The following is an 18600-nucleotide window of genomic DNA, read 5'->3' on the forward strand; positions in this document are numbered from 1 at the left end:
GCTCAGGTGCGGACCACGCCCTTCACGGCATCGGCGGCGATGACCTCACGGCCATCGTAATGGCCGCAGGAACCGCAGACATGGTGCGGGCGCTTCAGCTCGCCGCAATTGGGGCACTCGGCATGTGCCTGGGTCGGCAACGCCTCATGGGCCCGGCGCATGCCGCGGCGGGAGGGCGAAACCTTCTTCTTCGGAACGGCCATGGTGCCGAGCCTTTCTTGTCACGAACAGCAGGGGTCTGCGGGAGCGGGCGGCTGTAGCACCGCCCCCCCCCATACGCAAGCATCACGGCCGGGAACGACCGGCCGGCAGCCCTTCCTATACCTTGCCCCGCAGCGGCGCGAGCGCGGCGAAGGCCCCGGCCGCTTCGTCCGTCGCCTCGGCCGGCAACTCCGCCCCCGGCGCCCGCGGATAAGGGTCGAGCGCCAGCGCGAGCTGTTCCGCCACCGCCTCCCCCAATTCGGCGATACCGCCTTCCGTCTCGATCTCGTCCGGCTCGTCCGGGCCCTCGGCGGGCTCCCGCCCCTCCGGCAGCAGGCGGAAGGCGATGTCCTCGGCCACCTGCTGCGGCACCGGCTCCAGCGTCACCACGCAATCCTGCACCACGGCTGCCTCCAGCCGGCCGTGGACCATGACGGCGCCATCCTCCTCCGGCACCAGCCGCAGCGTGGCTCGCAAGCTGTCGACCGCGGGGATGCCGAAGCGGCGGGCCAGCGCGGCGCGCTCCGGCCCGCTGGCCTCCAGCACCTCCGTCCGCCCTTCCGGCCCGACCCGCCCGAGCGCCAGGGGGCGTGAGAATTCGAGTCTGTCAGGCGGCATCGGCGGGCACCTCCGGCACAGGGAAGCGTGCCTCGCCGCGCAGCAGCGCCGCGAAGGGCTGCTCCGCCAGGGCGGCGGCAACGCGCATCGCCTGGCCCGCCAGCAGCCGCGCCTCGGGCGTGGCGTCACCCTCGGCCCGCCAGACGTTGCGCTGCAGGGCGGCGGCGAGAGCCGCGGCATCGCCCGCCTCGATCGCCGCCTCATAGGCCTGGGCGCGGCCATGGAAGGCCTCCCACATCGCCCGCACCCGCTTGCCCACGGAAAGGTCGCTGACGCCCATTTCGCGCAGGTTGATGTCCATGTCGGCGAACATGGCGTCGAAAACCGCCTGGGCGAGGGCCGCGCCGCGCCTGTCGGGGTCCTTCCGCAGCCGGCGGATCAGCAGCGCGACATGCAGCCCGACCAGGTCGAAGCGTCCGTCCAGCGAATCCGGCACGCCGAGCGGGCCGAAGAACCAGGGATCGCGGGCGGCGGCGACCGCCTTGCCGTAGAGCTCGAATCCGGCCCGCTCATGCGGCTTGCGGCGGAACAGGGCGGAGAGGCCCATCGGGGCGGGGTCCTTCAGGCTGGGGGCCGCGCCGCGGTTGACCGGGGCGCGGCAAGGTGGCATTCGGCCGCAGACATGGATCGCCCCTCTCGCCCGGTCAACGCGCCCCCCCGCTCTCCGCGCGCCCTGCGCGGCGCGGTCCTCGCCCTTGCCGCCGTCCTGGCAGTTCCGGGTTGCAGCTTCTTCCAGGCGCCGACCATCCAGCGCGGCAACCGGATCACCGAGGAGCAGCTGAAGGAAATCACGCCGGGGGTGCAGACCCGGCAGGATGTCCAGGCGGTGCTCGGCTCGCCGACCCAGACCAGCACCTTCGGCGACAACAATTGGTACTATATCAGCAGCAAGACCAGGCAGCGGCCGGGCCGGGCACTGTCGGTGACCGACCAGGAAACCGTGGTGGTCACCTTCGATGCGCGGGGCACCGTGCAGGAGATCAGGCGGGTCGGCGCGGACCAGGCGCAGGACGTCACCATGGTGTCGCGGGAAACTCCGACGCCGGGCAACGACCGCACCCTGCTGCAGGCGCTCTTCGGCAATGTCGGCCGGTTCGGGCCGGGCGGCGGGCTGCCGACAGGCGCCGCGGCCGCGCCGGGTGGCGGCAGCGGCAGCGGGATCGCGCGGTAGCAAAGGCAAGGCCGGGGAAGGCACTTCCCCGGTCCGCATCCATGGTTCCCGGTCCGCCGGCGGGGCCAGCGGTCAGAAATGGCTCCAGCCGCCCTGCGGCATCGCCATGGGCAGGTGTGCGGCGTCCAGCACCGTCACCTCCGCAGCGCCGGGCTCGAAGCGGCCGATGCGAGTAACCGCGACGCCGGCGGCAGCGGCATGCTGCTCGACCCGGGTCGCAGCCTCGGGCGCCGCGGCGAAGAGCAGCTCGTAGTCATCGCCCCCCGTGAGGCATAGCGCCAGCAGGGCCGGGTCGGCGGCGACCAGGGCCCGCGCGGCCGGCGAGAGCGGCACCGCGGCCGCCTGCAGCACCGCGCCGCATCCCGCCGCGCGGCAGAGATGGCCGAGATCCTGCACCAGCCCGTCCGAGACATCCATCGCCGCCCGCGCCAGGCCCGCCAGCGCCTGCCCCAACGCCAGCCTCGGCCGCGGCAGCCGGTAGCGCCCGGCCAGGTGCCCCGCGGAATCATCCGCCAGCCTGCCCTGCAGCACCCGAAGGCCCAGCGCCCCGTCGCCGATGCTGCCGGATACCCAGAGATCGTCGCCCGGCCGCGCACCGCCCCGCCGCAGCGCCGCCCCGGGCGCCACCGTGCCGAGGATGGTCAGCGACAGCGAGACCGGCCCCGGTGTCGAGACCGTGTCGCCGCCCAGCACCGAAAGCCCGAATTCCGCCTGGTCCAGCGCCAGCCCGTCGACGAAGCGGCCGAGCCAGTCGGCCGGCAGGTCGCGCGGCAGCGCCGTGGTCATGAGGTAGCCGAGCGGCGCCGCCCCCATGGCGGCGAGGTCCGAGAGGTTCACCCGCAGCAGCTTGCGGCCGACCGTCTCCGGCGGGTCCTCGGGCAGGAAATGCACCCCGGCCACCATGGCATCGGCGGCCAGCACCAGGTGCCGACCCGCGGGCGGGTCGAGCAGCGCCGCATCGTCCGAGAGGGCGAGCGCGCCCGGCCCGGCGAGCCGGCGGAAGTGCCGGGCGATGAGGGCGAACTCGCCCGGCAGCGGCGCCCCGTTCTCAGCCACCGCGGCGGCGCGGCGGGCCGGCGAATTCTTCCGCGCGCACGCTGCGCGCCATGGCATCCAGCACGCCGTTGGCGAAGCGCGGCTCGTCGCCGCCGAAGAACCCGTGCGCGATGTCGAGATACTCGTTGATCAGCACCTTGGCGGGCGGCGCGGCCGCGGGCGGCTCGCGCAGCTCGGCGCAGGCGGCGCGCAGCAGGGCCCGCAGCACCGGGTCGAGCTTGCCGAGCGGCCAGGACGGGTCGAGATGCGCGGCGACCGTCTTGTCCACCGCCTCGGCATTCCGCGCCACCAGCATGACGATGGAGGAGAAGAGCGGCGCGTCGGCCTCGGGCACCCGGCCTTCCTCGAAACCGCCATCGCCGGGCTGGGTGCCGAGCCGGTGGCGCTGGAATTGGCTGACCACGACCTCGGCCGGCTCGTTGTTCTGCTCGCTCTGGAACAGCGCCTGCACCGCGGCGACGCGGGCGCCGGTGCGAGGCCGGCCGCGCGGCTTCGGCGGGGAGGGCTTCCTGCCGGGCTTGGGCGCGGCACCTGCCGGGGCTTGCCCGGTCGCCGGCGGCCGCGGCGGCTGCGCCGGGGTCTGCTGCGCCCGCTGCTCCGCCTCGTGCTCCGCCCGCAACCGGTCGAGCTCGCTCATCTCGGTCTTTGGCTCGGGCATCAGAGGCCCCAGCGGCGCCGCAGCGCCACCTGGCCGAGCAGCGCATGCGCCGCCTCGGCCCCCTTGTTGTGCTTGTCGTCGGCGGCGCGGGCCAGCGCCTGCTGCAGCGTGTCGACGGTCAGCAGGCCGAAGCCGATGGCCGCCCCCGTCTCGGCGCTGATCTGCATCACGCCGTTGCAGATGGCGTCGCAGATGAAGGTGTAGTGGTCGGTCTCGCCCTTCACCACGGCGCCGAGCAGCAGGAAGCCGTCATAGCGTTCGGCGCCTTGCGACAGCGCCATGCGCAGCGCCGCCGGCAGCTCATAGCCGCCGGCGACGTCGACGGTCTGGTGCAGCGCGCCGGCCTCGGCGAAGACGCGCTCGGCGCCGCGCCGCATGCCGCCGACCACCTGGTCGTAGTAGGGCGCCTGGATGGTCAGCAGCCGCGGGGCCGGGCCCGGGATGGGCTGGGCCGCGCGCTCCGGCGCGTCGATCGTGCTCATGCGATGTCCTTGCTCGTCCTGGTCAGCGGCCGGGTCTCGACCACCCGCAGCCCATACCCTTCGAGGCCGACGATCGGCCGCGGGTTGTTGGACAGCCGCACCATGTCGCGGACGCCCAGATCCGCCAGGATCTGCGCGCCGATGCCGTAGTCGCGGATCTCGGGCGGCGAGACCCGGCGATCCTTGTTGCGCTTCACCTGCTCGCTCATGTTCGTCAGGCGCCAGTCGCGGATCACCACCACCACGCCGCGGCCCGCGGCGTTGATCATGCGCATGGAATCATGCAGGTCCGCGGTGCCGTCGCCGGCAACGATGTCATGCAGCAGGTTGGCGGCATGCATCCGCACCAGCACCGGGCCGGGGGCGGAGACGTCGCCTTTCACCAGCGCCAGGTGCTCGGCGTATTCCAGGGTATTGGCATAGACCACCAGGCGCCAGTCGCCGCCGATCTGGTGCTCGATCTGGCCTTCCTGCACCCGCCGCACCAGGCGCTCGGTCCGCCGCCGATGCGCGATCAGGTCGGCGATGGTGCCGAGCTTCAGGCCGTGGTGCTGGGCGAAGGCGACCAGGTCCGGCATGCGGGCCATGGTGCCGTCGTCGTTCATGATCTCGCAGATCACGCCGGACGGGTTCAGCCCCGCCAGGCGGGCGATGTCGACCGAGGCCTCGGTGTGGCCGGCGCGGACCAGCGTGCCGCCGTCCCGCGCCAGCAGCGGGAAGACATGGCCGGGCGTCACGATGTGCTCGCGGCCCATCTCCGGGTTGATTGCGGTGGCGATTGTATGGGCGCGGTCGGCGGCGGAGATGCCGGTGGTGACCCCCTCCTTCGCCTCGATCGAGACGGTGAAGGCGGTGCTGTGTCGGGTGCCGTTGGCGGCGGCCATCAGCGGCAGGCCGAGCTGGTCGACCCGGTGCCGGGTCATCGCCAGGCAGATCAGGCCGCGGGCGAAGCGGGCCATGAAGTTGATGGCGTCGGGCGTGGCGAATTGACCGGGGATGACCAGGTCGCCCTCGTTCTCCCGGTCCTCGTCGTCCACCAGGATGAACATGCGGCCGCGGCGCGCTTCCTCGATCAGCTCCTCGGTCGGGCTGACGAAGTCGGAGAAGTTGACGCGTTGCGGCGCGGCGGCGGTCATGCTCGGAATTCCCCTATCAGGCGCGCGTCGGGACGGCGCCCTGGTCTGCCGACACCAGCCGGGCGACGTAGCGCGCCAGGGTGTCGATCTCGATGTTCACGCGGCCGCCCGGCTGCAGGGTCGCGAAGGTGGTGACGGCTGCGGTATGCGGGATGATGTTGACCCCGAACACGTCCCCGTCAACCTCGTTGACCGTGAGCGAAACGCCGTCGATCGCAACGGACCCCTTCGCTGCGACGAAGCGCGACAGGCCCGGCGGCAGGCGGAAGCGCCAGCGCACGGAGGCATTCTCCGGCACCGCCGCGAGAACCTCTGCAACGCCATCGACATGGCCGGATACCAAATGCCCACCGAGTTCGTCCCCGAGCCGCAGCGAGCGTTCGAGGTTGATCCGGCTTCCGGCGCGCAGCAGGCCGAGCGTCGTCTTCGACAGGCTCTCGGCCGAGGCATCCACCGCGAACCAGTCGCCGCCGAGTTGCACGGCGGTCAGGCAGCAGCCGGAACAGGCGATCGAGGCGCCGATCACCGCCGGCGCCGGCTGCGAAAGAAAGGCCGGCGAGGTGCCGATGACGAGGCGCATGTCGTTGCCATCGCCGAGCGGCTGGACTTCCCGCACCGTGCCGAGGTCCGTCACGATCCCGGTGAACATGCCTCTTGGTCCTCCTCGCGCAGCAACTCGGTGAGCCAGTCGGTGCCGACGGGGCGGCTTGCCACGCGACGGAAGCGTGGCATGGCGGAAAGCGTGGCCAGCGGCAAGGGTTGGACGGCCGGCAGCCCGTCCCCGCCCATGATTCCCGGCGCATGGAACCAGGCGATGCGGTCGACGAAGCCGCCGCGCAGCAGGGCGGCGGCAAGCCCTGCCCCGCCCTCGGCCATCACCCGCGTCACGCCGCGCTGGGCGAGCGCCCCGAGCAGGGCGCCGAGGTCGAGGCCGGGCCGGGTGCGGGGGACCGAGAGGATCTGAACCCCGGCCTCCAGGTAGGGGGCGAGGACGCCCGGGCGCTGGTTGGTCCGGGTGGCGATCCAGGTCGGCACCTGCCGCGCCGTCAGCACCAGCCGGCTGTCGAGCGGGGTGCGGAGGCGGGCATCGGCGACCACCCGGGCCAGCGGTACCCGGGCGGTCCCCGGCAGGCGGGGGGTCAGCTCGGGGTCGTCCGCCAGCACGGTGCCGCTGCCGACCAGGATGGCGTCATGCCGGGCGCGGATCGCATGCGCCTCCCGCCGCGCCTCGGGTCCGGTGATCCACTGGCTTTCGCCGCCCGCGGTGGCGATGCGGCCATCGAGTGTCGTCGCGAGCTTCAGCGTGACCAGGGGCAGGCCGCGGGTGATACGGCGGGCGAAGCCGGCATTGACGGCGCGGGCCTCGGCGCCGCCGAGGCCGAGCTCGACGATCACCCCGGCGTCGCGCAGCCGCTGCAGCCCGCGGCCATCCACCCGCGGGTCGGGGTCGCCGGTTGCCACCACAACCCGGGCGACGCCTGCCTGGATCAGCGCGTCGCAGCAGGGCGGGGTGCGGCCCCAGTGCGAACAGGGCTCGAGCGTAACATAGGCGGTGGCGCCACGGGCCTGCTCCCCGGCCCGGGCCAGCGCCTCGGTCTCAGCGTGCGGGCGGCCGCCGGGCTGGGTCCAGCCGCGGCCGACCACCCGGCCATCGCGCACCAGCACGCAGCCGACCGCCGGGTTCGGCCAGGTATTGCCGAGGCCGCGCCGCGCCACGGACAGGGCGGCCGCCATATGGGCGCGGTCGGCCTCGGGGTCGGGCATCGGCTCAGCGTGCGGGGAAGGCGATCATGCCGGCATAACTGGCCCAGCCGCGGGCGGCGGGAAAGGGGGCGCTGGAGGAAGTGGCCATGCCTACTGCATCTCGATCCCGGCGGCCTTGATGACCGCGGCGTTGCGCTCGATGTCGGCGGCGATGCGGGCGCGGAAGGCCTCCGGCCGCAGCACCATCACCTCGCCCTGGCTGAGCAGCAGCTGGCGGGTGGCGGGCGCCGCGGCGGCGGCCTCCATCAGCCCGACCAGCCGGTCGAGGACCGCCGGCGGCAGCCCGGCCGGGGCGACCAGGCCGTTCCAGAAGCTGGCGACGAAGTCGGGGAAGCCGGACGCGGCCAGGGTCGGCACCTCCGGCAGGTCGCGCCAGGGGGTGGTGCCGGTCGCGGCGATCGGGATCAGCGCGCCGGACCGCATCAGCGGGGTCGAGGATGGCGTCTCCAGCACCAGGTCCACGTCGCCGGCGACCAGCGCATTCTCCGCCGGCGCGGCGCCGCGGAAGGGGACGTGCAGCAACCGGATCCCGGCCACGGCGGCGAACTGCTCCATGTACAGATGCTGCAGGTTGCCGTTGCCGCCCGAGCCGTAGCTGAGCCCGCCCGGGTTGGCCCGCGCCAGGGCCAGCAACTCCGACACCGTGCGGACCGATCGTGTCCGCGGGCTCTTCGGACTGCCCGTCAGGATGAAGGGGCTGAGGGTGATGGAGGCGACCGGCAGCAGGTCGCGCAACGGGTCGTAGCGGATGTCGCGGTAGAGCAGGTGGTTGACCGTCATGGTGCTGGTATTGCTGACCAGCAGGGTATGGCCGTCCGGCTCGGCCGCGGCGACCGCGGCGGCGCCGAGGCTGCCATTGGCGCCCGGCCTGTTCTCGACCAGGACGGGCTGGCCGATGCGGGTGCGCATGTCCTCGGCCAGGATGCGGGCGCAGAGGTCGGTGGAGGCGCCGGCGGGATAGCCGACGATCAGCCGGACCGGGCGGCTGGGCCAGGCATCGGCCGCCTGCGCGGCGAGCGGGCTGGCGGCGAGCGCGCCCAGCAGGGCGCGCCGGCGGAGCGGCGGCATGGCCTCGGTTCCTCCCGTTTCGTGGGAGCAGACCAGAGCCGCGGGGCGGCGTCCAGCACCACGCCGGGTGCCTGTTGTCGTCCTTGCCTCGGGCGAAGCAAGGTCGGCGAGAAGGTATTCTCCCCGAACCCCCTCATTTATTCCTGGGAGTCTGGCACCCTCCGCGTGGTGGCAGCCGCCTCACGGAAAGCAAGGGAGGGATCTCGGGAGGAAATGCTTTCCTCCCCAGGCTTCTCTATTCCTTTCCGACCGGGTACTCAGCCCGGCCAGGCCGTCGGTACGCGCTGCGCCAGCCAGCGGGCGAGCGCGGCATTCACCGCCGCCGGACGCTCCTGCGCCATCCAGTGGCCGGAGGGCACCACCGCCTCGGTCAGGTCGGCGCAGGCCTGGCGCATCGGCCGGGCGAGATCGCTATCCATGGTCTCGCAGGTGGTGTCGTAGGCGCCATGCAGGAACAGCACCGGCACCGCCAAGCGGCCGCCGTCCGGGGCGCGGGCGGCATAGGCGGCATTGGCGGCGTGGTTGAGGTACCAGGAATCCGGTCCGGCAAAGCCGGTGCGGGACAGCGCGGCGACGTAGCGGGAGTGGTCGGCCGGGGTCAGCACCGCCTCGTCCAGCGGCACGTCCGGGGCGCGGTCGGCGCCACCGAACCAGCCGCCGTCGCGGCGGATGGTGGCCGTGCGGCCGGGCTTGCCGCGCGCCGCCGGGTTGCCGCGGCGGAACAGCGCGCGGACCGTCGCGTCCACGTCGGCCTCGAAGACCGTCCGCGCCCGGGCCGGGTTCTCCTCGTAGAAGAACTGGTAGTCCCATTGCCCCGCCGGGTACTCGGCCGCCGGGTAGGTGCGGCGGTCGACGAGCGGGACCAGGTTGGGCAGGGCGAAGCCCGCGGGGAGGTAGGGCACGCAGAGGTTGGCGACAGCCAGGCAGCGGTGCGGGTGGTGCGCCGCCAGGCTCCAGACCACCGGGCTGCCCCAGTCATGGCCGATCCAGACCGCCCGCTCCCGCCCCAGCCCCGCCAGCAGCTCGACCATGTCGGCGGCGATCGGCTCCAGCGCGTAGTCGGCCGGCGCGGGATGGACGGAGGAGCGGCCATAGCCGCGCATGTCCGGGGCGATGCAGCGGAAGCCCATGGCGGCAAAGCAGGGCAGCTGGTGGCGCCAGCTGATCGACAGTTCCGGCCAGCCATGCAGGAAGATCAGCAGCGGCCCATCCGCCGGACCGCAGTCGAGGTAGAAGCTCGTGTGGCGCGCCGTCCGCACGACGCCCTCGCGCCAAGGCTGGTCCATGGATGTCTCTCCCCGGGGATCGTCGGTCCCGGCCGGAGAGTGGGACGGCCGCTAGCCGCCGTCCATCTTCCCGAGGAATTCCCGGAAATCCTTCGCTTCGCCGAAGTTCTGGTAGACGCTGGCGAAGCGGACATAGGCGACCTGGTCCACCTCCTTCAGCGTCAGCAGGACGATCTCGCCGATCTGGCGGGAGGTCACCTCGGACTCCGCCTCGGTCTCCAGCTTGCGCTGGATGCCGTTGACGATCCGCTCGATGCGGTCCTCGTCCACCGGGCGCTTGCGCAGGGCGACGCGGATGGAGCGCGCGAGCTTCTCCCGGTCAAAGGGCACGCGGCGGCCATCGGTCTTCAGGACGGTGATCTCGCGCAGCTGGACGCGCTCGAAGGTGGTGAAGCGGCTGCCGCAGGCGGGGCAGGACCGGCGCCGGCGGATGGCGGCATTGTCCTCCGCCGGCCGGCTGTCCTTCACCTGGGTATCGTCGCTCCCGCAGAAGGGGCACCTCATCGCAATGCCCTTCCTGTCAGGTCCTGGGCGCCGGCCGCCCGATCGCCGGAGCGCCGCAGGGCACGGCGGCGTGACCCGGCCGGCCCCTGCCTCACTTGTAGATGGGAAAACGTTGGCAAAGCGTGAGGACGCGGGCTTTCACCCCCTCCTCCACCGCCGAGTTGGCCGTGGCGTCGTTGGCCCGGGCCAGCCCGTCCAGCACCTCGCCGATCAGTCTGCCGACCACGCGGAACTCCGCCTCGCCGAAGCCGCGCGTGGTGCCGGCCGGGGTGCCCAGGCGGACGCCCGAGGTCACCATCGGCTTCTCCGGGTCGAAGGGAATCGCGTTCTTGTTGCAGGTCAGGTGGGCGCGGTTCAGCGCCGCCTCGGAGGCCTTGCCGGTCAGCGTCTTCGGCCGGAGGTCGACCAGCAGCAGGTGGTTGTCGGTGCCGCCGGTGACGAGGTCGAGCCCCTGGCGCTTCAGCTCCTCGGCCAGCGCGGCGGCATTGCTGACCACGGCGCGGGCATAGCTGCGGAATTCGGGCTTCAGCGCCTCGCCGAAGGCGACCGCCTTGGCGGCGATCACATGCATCAGCGGGCCGCCCTGCAGGCCGGGGAAGACCGCGCTGTTGAACTTCTTGGCCAGAGCCTCGTCGTTCGTCAGGATCATGCCGCCGCGCGGGCCGCGCAGGGTCTTGTGGGTCGTGGTCGTCGCCACGTGCGCGTGCGGGAAGGGCGACGGGTGGGCACCGCCCGCCACCAGGCCGGCGAAATGCGCCATGTCGACCATGAACCAGGCGCCGACCTCGTCGGCGATCTCGCGGAACGCCTTGAAGTCCCAGACCCGGGCATAGGCCGAGCCGCCGGCGATGATCAGCTTCGGCTTGTTCTCCAGCGCGATGCGGCGGACCTCCGCCATGTCGATCCGCTGGTCCTCCCGGCGGACCGTGTAGGGCACCGGCTTGAACCACTTGCCCGACAGGTTGGCGGCCGAGCCATGCGTCAGGTGGCCGCCGGCGGCAAGGTCGAGGCCCATGAAGGCGTCGCCGGGCTGGAGCAGGGCGAGGAAGACCGCCTGGTTGGCCTGGGCGCCGCTGTGCGGCTGCACATTGGCGAAGCCGCAGCCGAAAAGCTTGGTCGCCCGCTCGATCGCCAGGGTCTCGGCGACGTCGACATATTCGCAGCCGCCATAGTAGCGGCGGCCGGGATAGCCCTCGGCGTACTTGTTTGTCATGACCGAGCCCTGGGCCTCGAGCACCGCCCGGGAGACGATGTTCTCCGAGGCGATCAGCTCGATACCGTCCTGTTGCCGGCCGAGTTCCTGGCCGATCGAGGCGGCCAGTTCCGGGTCGGCCTCGGCGAGGGAGGCGGAGAAGAAGCGCTCGGGGATGCGGTAGGCGGTGGTCTCGTTCATCGGATCGGCCCTGGGAAAAGCGGTCAGGAGACGGGCGGGTTGATCTTGTCGAGGCGGCGCTGGTGGCGGCCGCCCTCGAATGCGGTGGCCAGGAAGGCGGCCAGGGCGTCCAGCGCCACCTCCGGCCCGGTGGTCCGGGCGCCGAAGCAGGCCACGTTGGCGTCGTTGTGGGCGCGGGTCAGCCGCGCCTCGGTGGTGCCGTGCAGGACCGTGGCGCGGATACCGGCATGGCGGTTGGCGGCAATCTGCATGCCGATCCCGGTGCCGCAAACCAGCACGCCGAAAGCGGCCCTGCCCGCCTCGACCGCGGCGCAGACTTGGTGGGCGAAATCCGGGTAGTCGACGCTGGCGGTGGCATTGGTGCCGAAATCGACCACGGCATGCCCGGCGGCGGCCAGGGCTTCCTGCAGGATGGCCTTCAGCGGCAGTCCGGCATGGTCGCCGCCAATGGCGATGGTGAGGGGCGCGGGGCTCATGATGCAGACCTACCATGCACAGGGGGTGGGGCGATGGCAAACCCCCAAGGTTTGTGTTCCCCCTCCGGGGGCCTGGGCGTTCGTTGCCCGCGAGATGGCAGCGGGATGCCGGTTGCGCCACTGCCGCCCTACGCAAGGCGGCCATGCAGGCGACGGCGCCGCCGGCCGGGACCAGGCTCGGCCGGACCAAGCTGGGCCGGATCAGGCCGGGTCGCGCGCCGGCCGCAGCATCCCGGCCAGCCCGGCGGGTATTGGCGGCAGGCCGAACAGGCCGGGAATCCGGCCCAGGACCCGCCCCAGCAGCAGTGACACGGCCACCGCCGTTCCCGTCGCCAGCAGGACCCAGGCGGTCCTCGGCAGCGCCTCGGGCCGGTGGAAGGCCAGGAAGAAGACCCGCATGACCAGCGGGTGCAGCACGTAGATCGGCAGGGTGTTGCGGCCGACCAGGATCAGCCCGCGCGCCGCCGGTCCGCCCCAGGCCGCCAGCCGCACCGCCAAGCCGAGCCCCGACGGCACCGCGAGCATGGCCAGCGCCGCGGTGACCGGCGTGCCGAGCAGCGGGTCGACCCGCACCGCGTAACGCGTCGCCAAGGCCCAGAGCAGCCCGATGCCCAGCAGCGCCGGCCAGGCGCCGAGCCGCGGCGCCAGCGCCCAAAGCCAAGCCGAGCGCCTCGCTCCCAAGGCGAAGAACGGGTAGTACCAGAGCTGGTCGATGGCGGTGATGCCGCTGGCCCGCCCCAGTCCAGCAGCCCCGGCACCGCCAGCAGCAGCGCGACGGCGGCGTGCAGCCAGCCCGGCAGCCGGGACAGGACCACCGCCAGGCCGAAGAAGGTCGCCAGCGCATAGAAGAACCAGTGATCGTCCTGCGCCGTGGCGAACAACCGGGCCAGGTTGGGCGGGCTGGTGAAGATCGGCTCCATCCCCGGCGGCCCGAAGGCGTCGAGCCGGAGTTGCAGGAAGCGCCCCAAAGCCCACCAGAGCACCAGCAGCCAGAGATAGCGGCCGACCCGGTGGACCAGCACGCCGCGCGCCCCGCGCGACAGGATGCCCGCCCCCAGCACGCCCGAGATCAGGAAGAACAGCGGCTGGCGCAGCGGCACCAAGAGCTCGTTCAGCAGGTGCAGGTATTCGTCATTCTGACCGATATGACGCAGCGCATGGTCTATATGCAGCAGCACCACCAGCACCATGCAGGCACCACGGGCGAGGTCCGGCCAGGCCAGCCTTTCCTTTCGGACCCGGGGCGCCGCGCCCCCGCCCGCCTGCTCGCCTTTTTCCGCGCCCATTCCCCTCGGTCCCGCCGGCCCGTTCGGTGCGGTCAATCTAAGGTCGTAACAGCCCCAGGTACCTTCACGACGCCATTAGTGCGCTACACCACCGGGCGAGCGGCGGCGCCCCTTCCGCGATGCCGCCGGAAATGCGACGACTGCGCCGGAAACGCCCGCGAGATCCCGCGAAAGAATACGGAGACCCAGCATGTCGAAGCCCGTCTGGACGAGCCCGGAGACCCTGGCCCTGCACGGCGGCAGCCACCGGGCCGACCCAACCACCGGCTCGGTCGCCGTGCCGATCCACCAGACCACCAGCTTCCAGTTCCAGGACACCGGCCATGCGGCGCGGCTGTTCGGGCTGCAGGAGTTGGGCAACATCTACACCCGCATCATGAACCCGACCCAGGATGCGCTGGAGACGCGGGTGGCGGCGATCGAGGGCGGCGTCGCGGCGCTGGCCGTCGCCTCCGGCCAGTCGGCCACCGCCTTCTGCGTGCTGAACCTGACCGGCCCGGGCGACAACATCGTCTCCTCGACCGACCTCTATGGCGGGTCCTGGAACCTCTTCGCCAATACGATGAAGCAGATGGGTGTCGAGGTCCGCTTCGTCGACCCGACGGACCCCGAGGCCTTCGCCCGGGCGACCGATGCCCGCACCCGCGCCTACTACGCCGAGGTCCTGCCGAACCCGAAGCTGCAGGTCTTCCCGATCGCCGAGGTCGCGGCCATCGGCCGCAAGCTCGGCGTGCCGCTGATCATGGACAACACCGCCGCCCCCATCCTCTGCAAGCCCCTGCAGCACGGCGCCGCGGTGGTGATGCACTCGACCACCAAGTTCATCGGCGGCCATGGCACCAGCATCGGCGGCATCGTCGCTGATGGCGGCAACTTCGACTGGGAGGCCGGCGGCGCACGTTTCCCCACGCTGAACAGCCCGGACCCGAGCTACCACGGCGCGGTCTGGACGGAGGCGGTGAAGCCACTCGGCCCGATCGCCTACATCCTGCGGATGCGCACCTGCCTGCTGCGCGACCTTGGCGCCGCGACCACCCCCTTCAACGCCTTCATGGCGATCCAGGGGCTGGAAACCCTGCCGCTGCGGATGGAGCGCCACTGCGCCAATGCCATCCGCGTCGCCGGCTGGCTGGCCGAGCAGCCCGGCGTCACGCGGGTGATCCACCCCAGCCTGCAGGGCGGCGAGGCGAAGCGCCGCGCCGATGCCTACCTGAAGGGCGGCTATGGCAGCCTCATGGGATTCGAGCTGGCCGGCGGGATGGAGGCCGGCAAGCGCTTCATCGACGCGCTGCAGATGTTCTACCACGTGGCCAATATCGGCGACGCACGGTCGCTGGCGATCCACCCCGCCAGCACCACCCACAGCCAGCTCTCGGCCGAGGAGCAGGCGCAGACCGGCGTGACGCCGGGCTATGTCCGCCTGTCCATCGGCATCGAGCATATCGACGACATCATCGCCGACCTGGACCAGGCCCTGAAGGCAGCAGCATGAGCATCGGCACGCCCACGGGGAGCTTCCCCAATACCCGCATGCGCCGCACCCGGCGGGACGCCTGGACCCGCCGGCTGGTCGCCGAGAACACGCTGAGCGTCGACGACCTGATCTGGCCGATCTTCATCCGCGAGGGCAGCGGCCAGACCACCGATGTCGGCTCGATGCCCGGCGTCGTGCGGGTCACGCTCGACCGGCTTGCGGGGCATGTCGAGAAGGCGGCGTCGCTCGGCATCCCGGCGATCGCGCTGTTTCCGATGACGCCGCCCGGCATCAAGGATGCCGAGGGCACCGAGGCGCTCAACCCCGAGAACCTGATGTGCCGTGCGGCGCGCCTGCTGAAGCGGGAATTCCCCGATCTCGGCCTGGTCGGCGACGTGGCGCTCGACCCCTACACGGACCATGGGCATGACGGCGTGATCCGCGACACGCGGGCCGGCGAGTATGTCCACAATGACGACAGCGTCTCGATCCTCGTCACCCAGGCGGTGAACCAGGCCGAGGCCGGCATCGACGTGATCGCGCCGTCGGACATGATGGATGGCCGCATCGGTACGATCCGCGAGGCGCTCGACGCCCGCGGGCTGATCGACACGCGGATCATGTCCTATGCGGCAAAGTATGCCAGCGCATTCTATGGTCCCTTCCGCGACGCGGTCGGGTCGGGCAAGGCGCTGCGCGGCGACAAGAAGACCTACCAGATGGATCCCGCCAATACGGACGAGGCATTGCGTGAAGTCGCGCTCGACCTTGCCGAGGGCGCGGACATGGTCCTGGTCAAGCCGGGCATGCCCTATCTCGACATCGTCCGCCGGGTGAAGGACCGCTTCGGCGTGCCGACCTTCGCCTATCAGGTCAGCGGCGAATACGCGATGATCATGGCGGCCGTGAATAACGGCTGGCTCGAGCACGACCGGGCCATGCTGGAAAGCCTGCTCGGCTTCAAGCGCGCCGGCGCCAACGGCGTGCTGACCTATTTCGCCGTGCAGGCCGCGCAGCTGCTGCGCACGGGCTGAGGAGGCGCGGCCCCCCTCCCCTTGACCTGCCCCGTCGCGGTGCGTCTCATGCGCCGGGATGGGGAGCCGGAAATATGAACAATGATTGGCTGGGCCTCGGCGGGAAGATCGCCGTCGTCACCGGCGCCGCGGGCGGCATAGGCCGCGCCATCGCCACCTCCTTCGTCGAGGCGGGCTGCGCGGTCGCCTTGCTCGACCGCGAGCTCGATGCGTTGAAGTCGCTCGAGCGCCAGCTGCTCGACGCCGGCGGCCGGGTCACCGCGATCCTCTGCGACACCGGCAGCGAGGGCAGCATCGCCGATGCCGCGCTGACCAGTTCCGACCGGCTCGGCGCCGCCGATATCCTGGTGAACAATGCCGGCATCCTGCGGCCGGGCTCGTTGGCAACGCTGCCGCTCGAGGAATGGAACACGCTGCTCAACGTGAACCTCACCGGCTATCTGCTCTGTGCCCAGGCCTTCCGCCACCAGATGATCGGCCGCGGCGGCGCGATGGTGCATATCGCCTCGATCGCCGCGACCAACCCGCAGCCGCGCAGCGGCGCCTACAGCGCATCCAAGGCGGCCGCGGCGATGCTGTCGCGCCAGCTCGCGCTGGAATGGGGGCCGGACGGCATCCGCAGCAACGTGGTCAGCCCCGGCTTCATCCGCACCCCGATGTCGGAAGCCTTCTACCAGCAACCCGACGTGAAGGAGCGGCGCGAGCGGATGCTGCCGAGCCGGCGCATCGGCGCGCCGCAGGACATCGCCGATGCGGTGGTCTTCCTTGCCAGCCCGCGCAGTTCCTACGTAAACGGCGGCGAGATCCTGGTCGATGGCGGGCTGGATCAGGTTATGATGGAGCTGACCCCGCGGCCGGGCTTCTGAGCGACGGCAAGGGCCGGGAAGGAAAGATGTCCCCTCCTGTCGGTGCGTTGGCTGTCGTCGCGCGCCGGGTGCCAACTCGCAGCATGCCGGTGAAGGGTTCGGGGAGAACACCGTCTCCCCGACACTGCATGGGCTGACGCCTAGGCCGCCTGGCCGAGCGCGGCGACCGGCAGGTCCCGCCCCGCCGCCGCCCCCTCGAAGAACCCGCCGATCGCCCGGACCGACATCGCCTCCGCCCGCCAGTCGCAGAAGCCGCAATGCCCGCCGCCGGAGACCGGCAGCGGTAGCACCGCCGGGCAGCCCGACCACGCAATCCCCTCCATCGAGCCGAGCGGCACCAGCGGATCGTCCGCGGCCAGCATCACCAGCGTGGGCGCGCGGATGCGCGGCAGCATCGCGGCCGGGCGGTTCACCTCGCAGAACACGCCATAGGACGGGTAGCCGAAGCGCGGCGCGGTCACCCGTGCCTCGAATTCCTGCAGAGAGGCAGCCTCCCGCGCCGCCTGGCGCAGTACCGGCGGCAGGTCGCGCGCCGGCACCGCCAGCACCTCCCGCCGGTACTGCGCCAGCAGGACGCGGCCGAGGATCGGGTCGGCGTCGATCGTCGCATGCGCCAGCTCGGGCTGCAGCGGCGGGGAGATCGCGGCGCCGCCCAGGATGCGCGGCAGGCCCGGGATCTCCGCCGCCCGGCCCAGCAGCAGCAGCGTCAGCGCGCCACCGAGCGACCAGCCGGCGATCACCACCCCCTCCCCGGTCAGAGCGGCCGGCAGCGCCGTCAGCGCCTGGGCCAGGTCTTCCGACCGGCCGAGATGGTAGTGGCTGGTGCTGCGCGGCTGGCTCAGGGCGCTGCCGCGCAGGTTCAGCCGCAGCACGCGGAAGCCGCGCCGCAGCAAGCCCTGTGCCGCTTCCCGCAGATAGGGGTCGTCCTCCGAGCCGCAAAGGCCGTGCACCAGCACCGCCAGCGGCCCTGGATGCGCGGTCTCCGGGATATGCAGCATGGCAGCGAGGGCATCGCCATCAGCCAGCGGCAGCCAAAGCCGGTGGCCGCCTGGCAGCGATGCGGGGATCGGCCAGCGCAGGGCGCGGATGGTCTGCAGACGACCGGTCAGCCAGGGGGGGCGGGGGTGGAAAGGGACCATGCAAGCGGCAACGCAGGACTGGGGGAAGGTATTCCCCCATGACCGCCGTCTGTCTTGACGGGTCCGCGGGTTCAAACGGTCGACAGGAAGTCCGAGATCAGGCCGATCTGGCCCGGGTCCATCAGTGCCGGGGCATGGCCGCAGCCGGGGATCTCCGCCAGCCGGACGCCGGGGCGCTTGGCCATTGCCCGCGCCGTCTCGGCTGTCAGCAGATCGCTCTCGACCCCCCGCAGCAGCAGCACCGGCGCCGTGACCCGCGTCCAGATCGGCGAAAGGTCCATGTCCACCGGCTCGGCGCCGCGGAAGGGCGCGGCGATCGCCGGGTCGTAGTGCAGCGCGACGCGCCCATCCGCCCCGGGCCGTGCGGAGGTCTCGGCCAGGTGCCGCCACTCGGCGTCGGTCAGCACGCCGAAGGGCGCATGCACCGTCCGCAGATAGGTCTCGAGGGCCGGCAGGTCGGCGAAATCGCCCACTTCGCCCAGGTAGTCGCCGATCCGGGCGAGCGATTCCTTCGGCACGAAGGCGCCGATGTCGTTCAGCACCAGCCGGCGGACCGGGTGGCCCGGCGTCGCCGCCACCACCATGCCGCAGATGCCGCCGAGCGAGGTGCCGACCCAATCCACCGGCCCGTCCAGCCGCGCCAGCAGGTGCGACAGCGCAGCGACATAGGTCGGCGGGACGTACATCGCCGGATCGGGCAGTCGGTCGGAGGCGCCGCGCCCCGGCAGGTCCGGGCAGAGCACCCGTCGCCCTTCCAGCGCGAGCGCCGCGGCCAGTGAGTCGAAGTCGCGCCCGGTGCGGGTCAGGCCATGGACGCAGAGGACCGGCAGGCCGTCCTCCGGGCCCCATTCGGTCCAGGCCAGGGCGAAGAAGCCTTGCGGCAGCAGGTAACGCAGTTGGTGGCGACGCATGGAAATCCCCGTCTCGTCCCGGCTGTCCGGCGGCCGTGATGCCCCGGCGCAGTCCGCGCCGGGAGCCGAACGGATGT

At 72.0% G+C, this 18600-nt stretch carries 22 protein-coding genes; 4 read left to right on the plus strand and 18 right to left on the minus strand.

All coding sequences use genetic code 11. From position 1 onward, the window contains the following. Nucleotides 1-2: 2 nt before the first annotated feature. The 3 genes from rpmF to E2C06_RS15320 all read right to left on the minus strand — a co-directional run bounded on the left by rpmF (nt 3) and on the right by E2C06_RS15320 (nt 1366). Entirely contained in the window at nt 3-203 is a 201-nt protein-coding gene (gene rpmF, locus E2C06_RS15310) for a 50S ribosomal protein L32 (protein ID WP_133289480.1), read from the minus strand. 115 nt (nt 204-318) lie between these two features. Then, the gene (locus tag E2C06_RS15315) at nt 319-819 is read right to left on the minus strand and encodes a YceD family protein (RefSeq protein ID WP_133289481.1); all 501 of its coding nucleotides are present in this window, start codon (nt 817-819) and stop codon (nt 319-321) included. Beyond that, nucleotides 809-1366 (minus strand): ubiquinol-cytochrome C chaperone family protein, encoded by a 558-nt coding sequence (locus E2C06_RS15320; protein WP_133289482.1) that lies wholly within the window; start codon nt 1364-1366, stop codon nt 809-811. The genes E2C06_RS15315 and E2C06_RS15320 overlap by 11 nt, the downstream gene beginning before the upstream one ends. A 75-nt stretch (nt 1367-1441) precedes the next feature. Between E2C06_RS15320 and E2C06_RS15325 the strand changes: the two genes are divergently transcribed. Then, nucleotides 1442-1990, plus strand: coding sequence for an outer membrane protein assembly factor BamE (locus E2C06_RS15325; protein ID WP_133289483.1), 549 nt, complete (start codon nt 1442-1444; stop codon nt 1988-1990). A gap of 72 nt (nt 1991-2062) precedes the next feature. Here the strand turns inward: E2C06_RS15325 and thiL are convergent, their stop codons facing one another. The 13 genes from thiL to E2C06_RS15385 form a co-directional block, all read right to left on the minus strand. Next, nucleotides 2063-3103, minus strand: coding sequence for a thiamine-phosphate kinase (thiL, locus tag E2C06_RS15330; RefSeq protein ID WP_133289484.1), 1041 nt, complete (start codon nt 3101-3103; stop codon nt 2063-2065). Continuing rightward, nucleotides 3039-3704, minus strand: a complete 666-nt coding sequence (gene nusB / locus E2C06_RS15335) for a transcription antitermination factor NusB (protein WP_277751833.1) — start codon at nt 3702-3704, stop codon at nt 3039-3041. The genes thiL and nusB overlap by 65 nt, the downstream gene beginning before the upstream one ends. Continuing rightward, on the minus strand, nt 3704-4186 hold the full coding sequence (ribH, locus tag E2C06_RS15340) for a 6,7-dimethyl-8-ribityllumazine synthase (protein ID WP_133289485.1): 483 nt from the start codon (nt 4184-4186) through the stop codon (nt 3704-3706). The genes nusB and ribH overlap by 1 nt, the downstream gene beginning before the upstream one ends. Continuing rightward, the gene (gene ribB, locus E2C06_RS15345) at nt 4183-5322 is read right to left on the minus strand and encodes a 3,4-dihydroxy-2-butanone-4-phosphate synthase (RefSeq protein ID WP_133289486.1); all 1140 of its coding nucleotides are present in this window, start codon (nt 5320-5322) and stop codon (nt 4183-4185) included. The genes ribH and ribB overlap by 4 nt, the downstream gene beginning before the upstream one ends. 16 nt (nt 5323-5338) lie before the next feature. Further along, complete coding sequence (locus E2C06_RS15350) at nt 5339-5971, minus strand: riboflavin synthase (RefSeq protein ID WP_133289487.1); 633 nt, start codon at nt 5969-5971, stop codon at nt 5339-5341. Beyond that, on the minus strand, nt 5953-7086 hold the full coding sequence (gene ribD / locus E2C06_RS15355; protein ID WP_241671300.1) for a bifunctional diaminohydroxyphosphoribosylaminopyrimidine deaminase/5-amino-6-(5-phosphoribosylamino)uracil reductase RibD: 1134 nt from the start codon (nt 7084-7086) through the stop codon (nt 5953-5955). The genes E2C06_RS15350 and ribD overlap by 19 nt, the downstream gene beginning before the upstream one ends. 90 nt (nt 7087-7176) lie before the next feature. Beyond that, entirely contained in the window at nt 7177-8154 is a 978-nt protein-coding gene (locus tag E2C06_RS15360) for a Bug family tripartite tricarboxylate transporter substrate binding protein (protein WP_133289488.1), read from the minus strand. Between the two features lie 257 nt (nt 8155-8411). Continuing rightward, entirely contained in the window at nt 8412-9440 is a 1029-nt protein-coding gene (locus tag E2C06_RS15365; protein ID WP_133289489.1) for an alpha/beta fold hydrolase, read from the minus strand. A 51-nt stretch (nt 9441-9491) separates the two neighbouring features. Then, nucleotides 9492-9944 (minus strand): transcriptional regulator NrdR, encoded by a 453-nt coding sequence (gene nrdR, locus E2C06_RS15370; protein ID WP_133289490.1) that lies wholly within the window; start codon nt 9942-9944, stop codon nt 9492-9494. A gap of 91 nt (nt 9945-10035) precedes the next feature. Further along, entirely contained in the window at nt 10036-11337 is a 1302-nt protein-coding gene (gene glyA, locus E2C06_RS15375) for a serine hydroxymethyltransferase (RefSeq protein WP_133289491.1), read from the minus strand. Between the two features lie 23 nt (nt 11338-11360). Then, nucleotides 11361-11813, minus strand: coding sequence for a ribose 5-phosphate isomerase B (rpiB, locus tag E2C06_RS15380; protein WP_133289492.1), 453 nt, complete (start codon nt 11811-11813; stop codon nt 11361-11363). A 201-nt stretch (nt 11814-12014) separates the two neighbouring features. Next, entirely contained in the window at nt 12015-12338 is a 324-nt protein-coding gene (locus E2C06_RS37585) for a hypothetical protein (RefSeq protein WP_165982408.1), read from the minus strand. Beyond that, nucleotides 12263-13099, minus strand: coding sequence for an acyltransferase family protein (locus tag E2C06_RS15385; protein ID WP_133289493.1), 837 nt, complete (start codon nt 13097-13099; stop codon nt 12263-12265). The genes E2C06_RS37585 and E2C06_RS15385 overlap by 76 nt, the downstream gene beginning before the upstream one ends. A 190-nt stretch (nt 13100-13289) precedes the next feature. Between E2C06_RS15385 and E2C06_RS15390 the strand changes: the two genes are divergently transcribed. The 3 genes from E2C06_RS15390 to E2C06_RS15400 all read left to right on the plus strand — a co-directional run bounded on the left by E2C06_RS15390 (nt 13290) and on the right by E2C06_RS15400 (nt 16473). Then, on the plus strand, nt 13290-14591 hold the full coding sequence (locus E2C06_RS15390) for an O-acetylhomoserine aminocarboxypropyltransferase/cysteine synthase family protein (protein ID WP_133289494.1): 1302 nt from the start codon (nt 13290-13292) through the stop codon (nt 14589-14591). After that, a complete protein-coding gene (gene hemB / locus E2C06_RS15395; protein ID WP_133289495.1) occupies nt 14588-15607 on the plus strand; it encodes a porphobilinogen synthase in 1020 nt (339 codons plus the stop codon). Before E2C06_RS15390 ends, hemB begins: the two co-directional genes overlap by 4 nt. A 74-nt stretch (nt 15608-15681) precedes the next feature. Beyond that, a complete protein-coding gene (locus E2C06_RS15400; protein WP_133289496.1) occupies nt 15682-16473 on the plus strand; it encodes an SDR family NAD(P)-dependent oxidoreductase in 792 nt (263 codons plus the stop codon). Nucleotides 16474-16613: 140 nt separating this feature from the next. Here E2C06_RS15400 and E2C06_RS15405 read toward each other — a convergent pair whose 3' ends face one another. Together E2C06_RS15405 and E2C06_RS15410 are read right to left on the minus strand one after the other, a co-directional pair. Then, entirely contained in the window at nt 16614-17612 is a 999-nt protein-coding gene (locus tag E2C06_RS15405; protein ID WP_133289497.1) for an alpha/beta fold hydrolase, read from the minus strand. A gap of 71 nt (nt 17613-17683) precedes the next feature. After that, nucleotides 17684-18523: an alpha/beta fold hydrolase gene (locus tag E2C06_RS15410; protein WP_133289498.1), complete on the minus strand. Its 840-nt coding sequence runs from the start codon at nt 18521-18523 to the stop codon at nt 17684-17686. Nucleotides 18524-18600: the final 77 nt, after the last annotated feature.

The sequence above is a fragment of the Dankookia rubra genome (assembly GCF_004355005.1).
In the GTDB taxonomy this organism is placed as follows: Bacteria; Pseudomonadota; Alphaproteobacteria; order Acetobacterales; family Acetobacteraceae; genus Paracraurococcus; species Paracraurococcus ruber_A.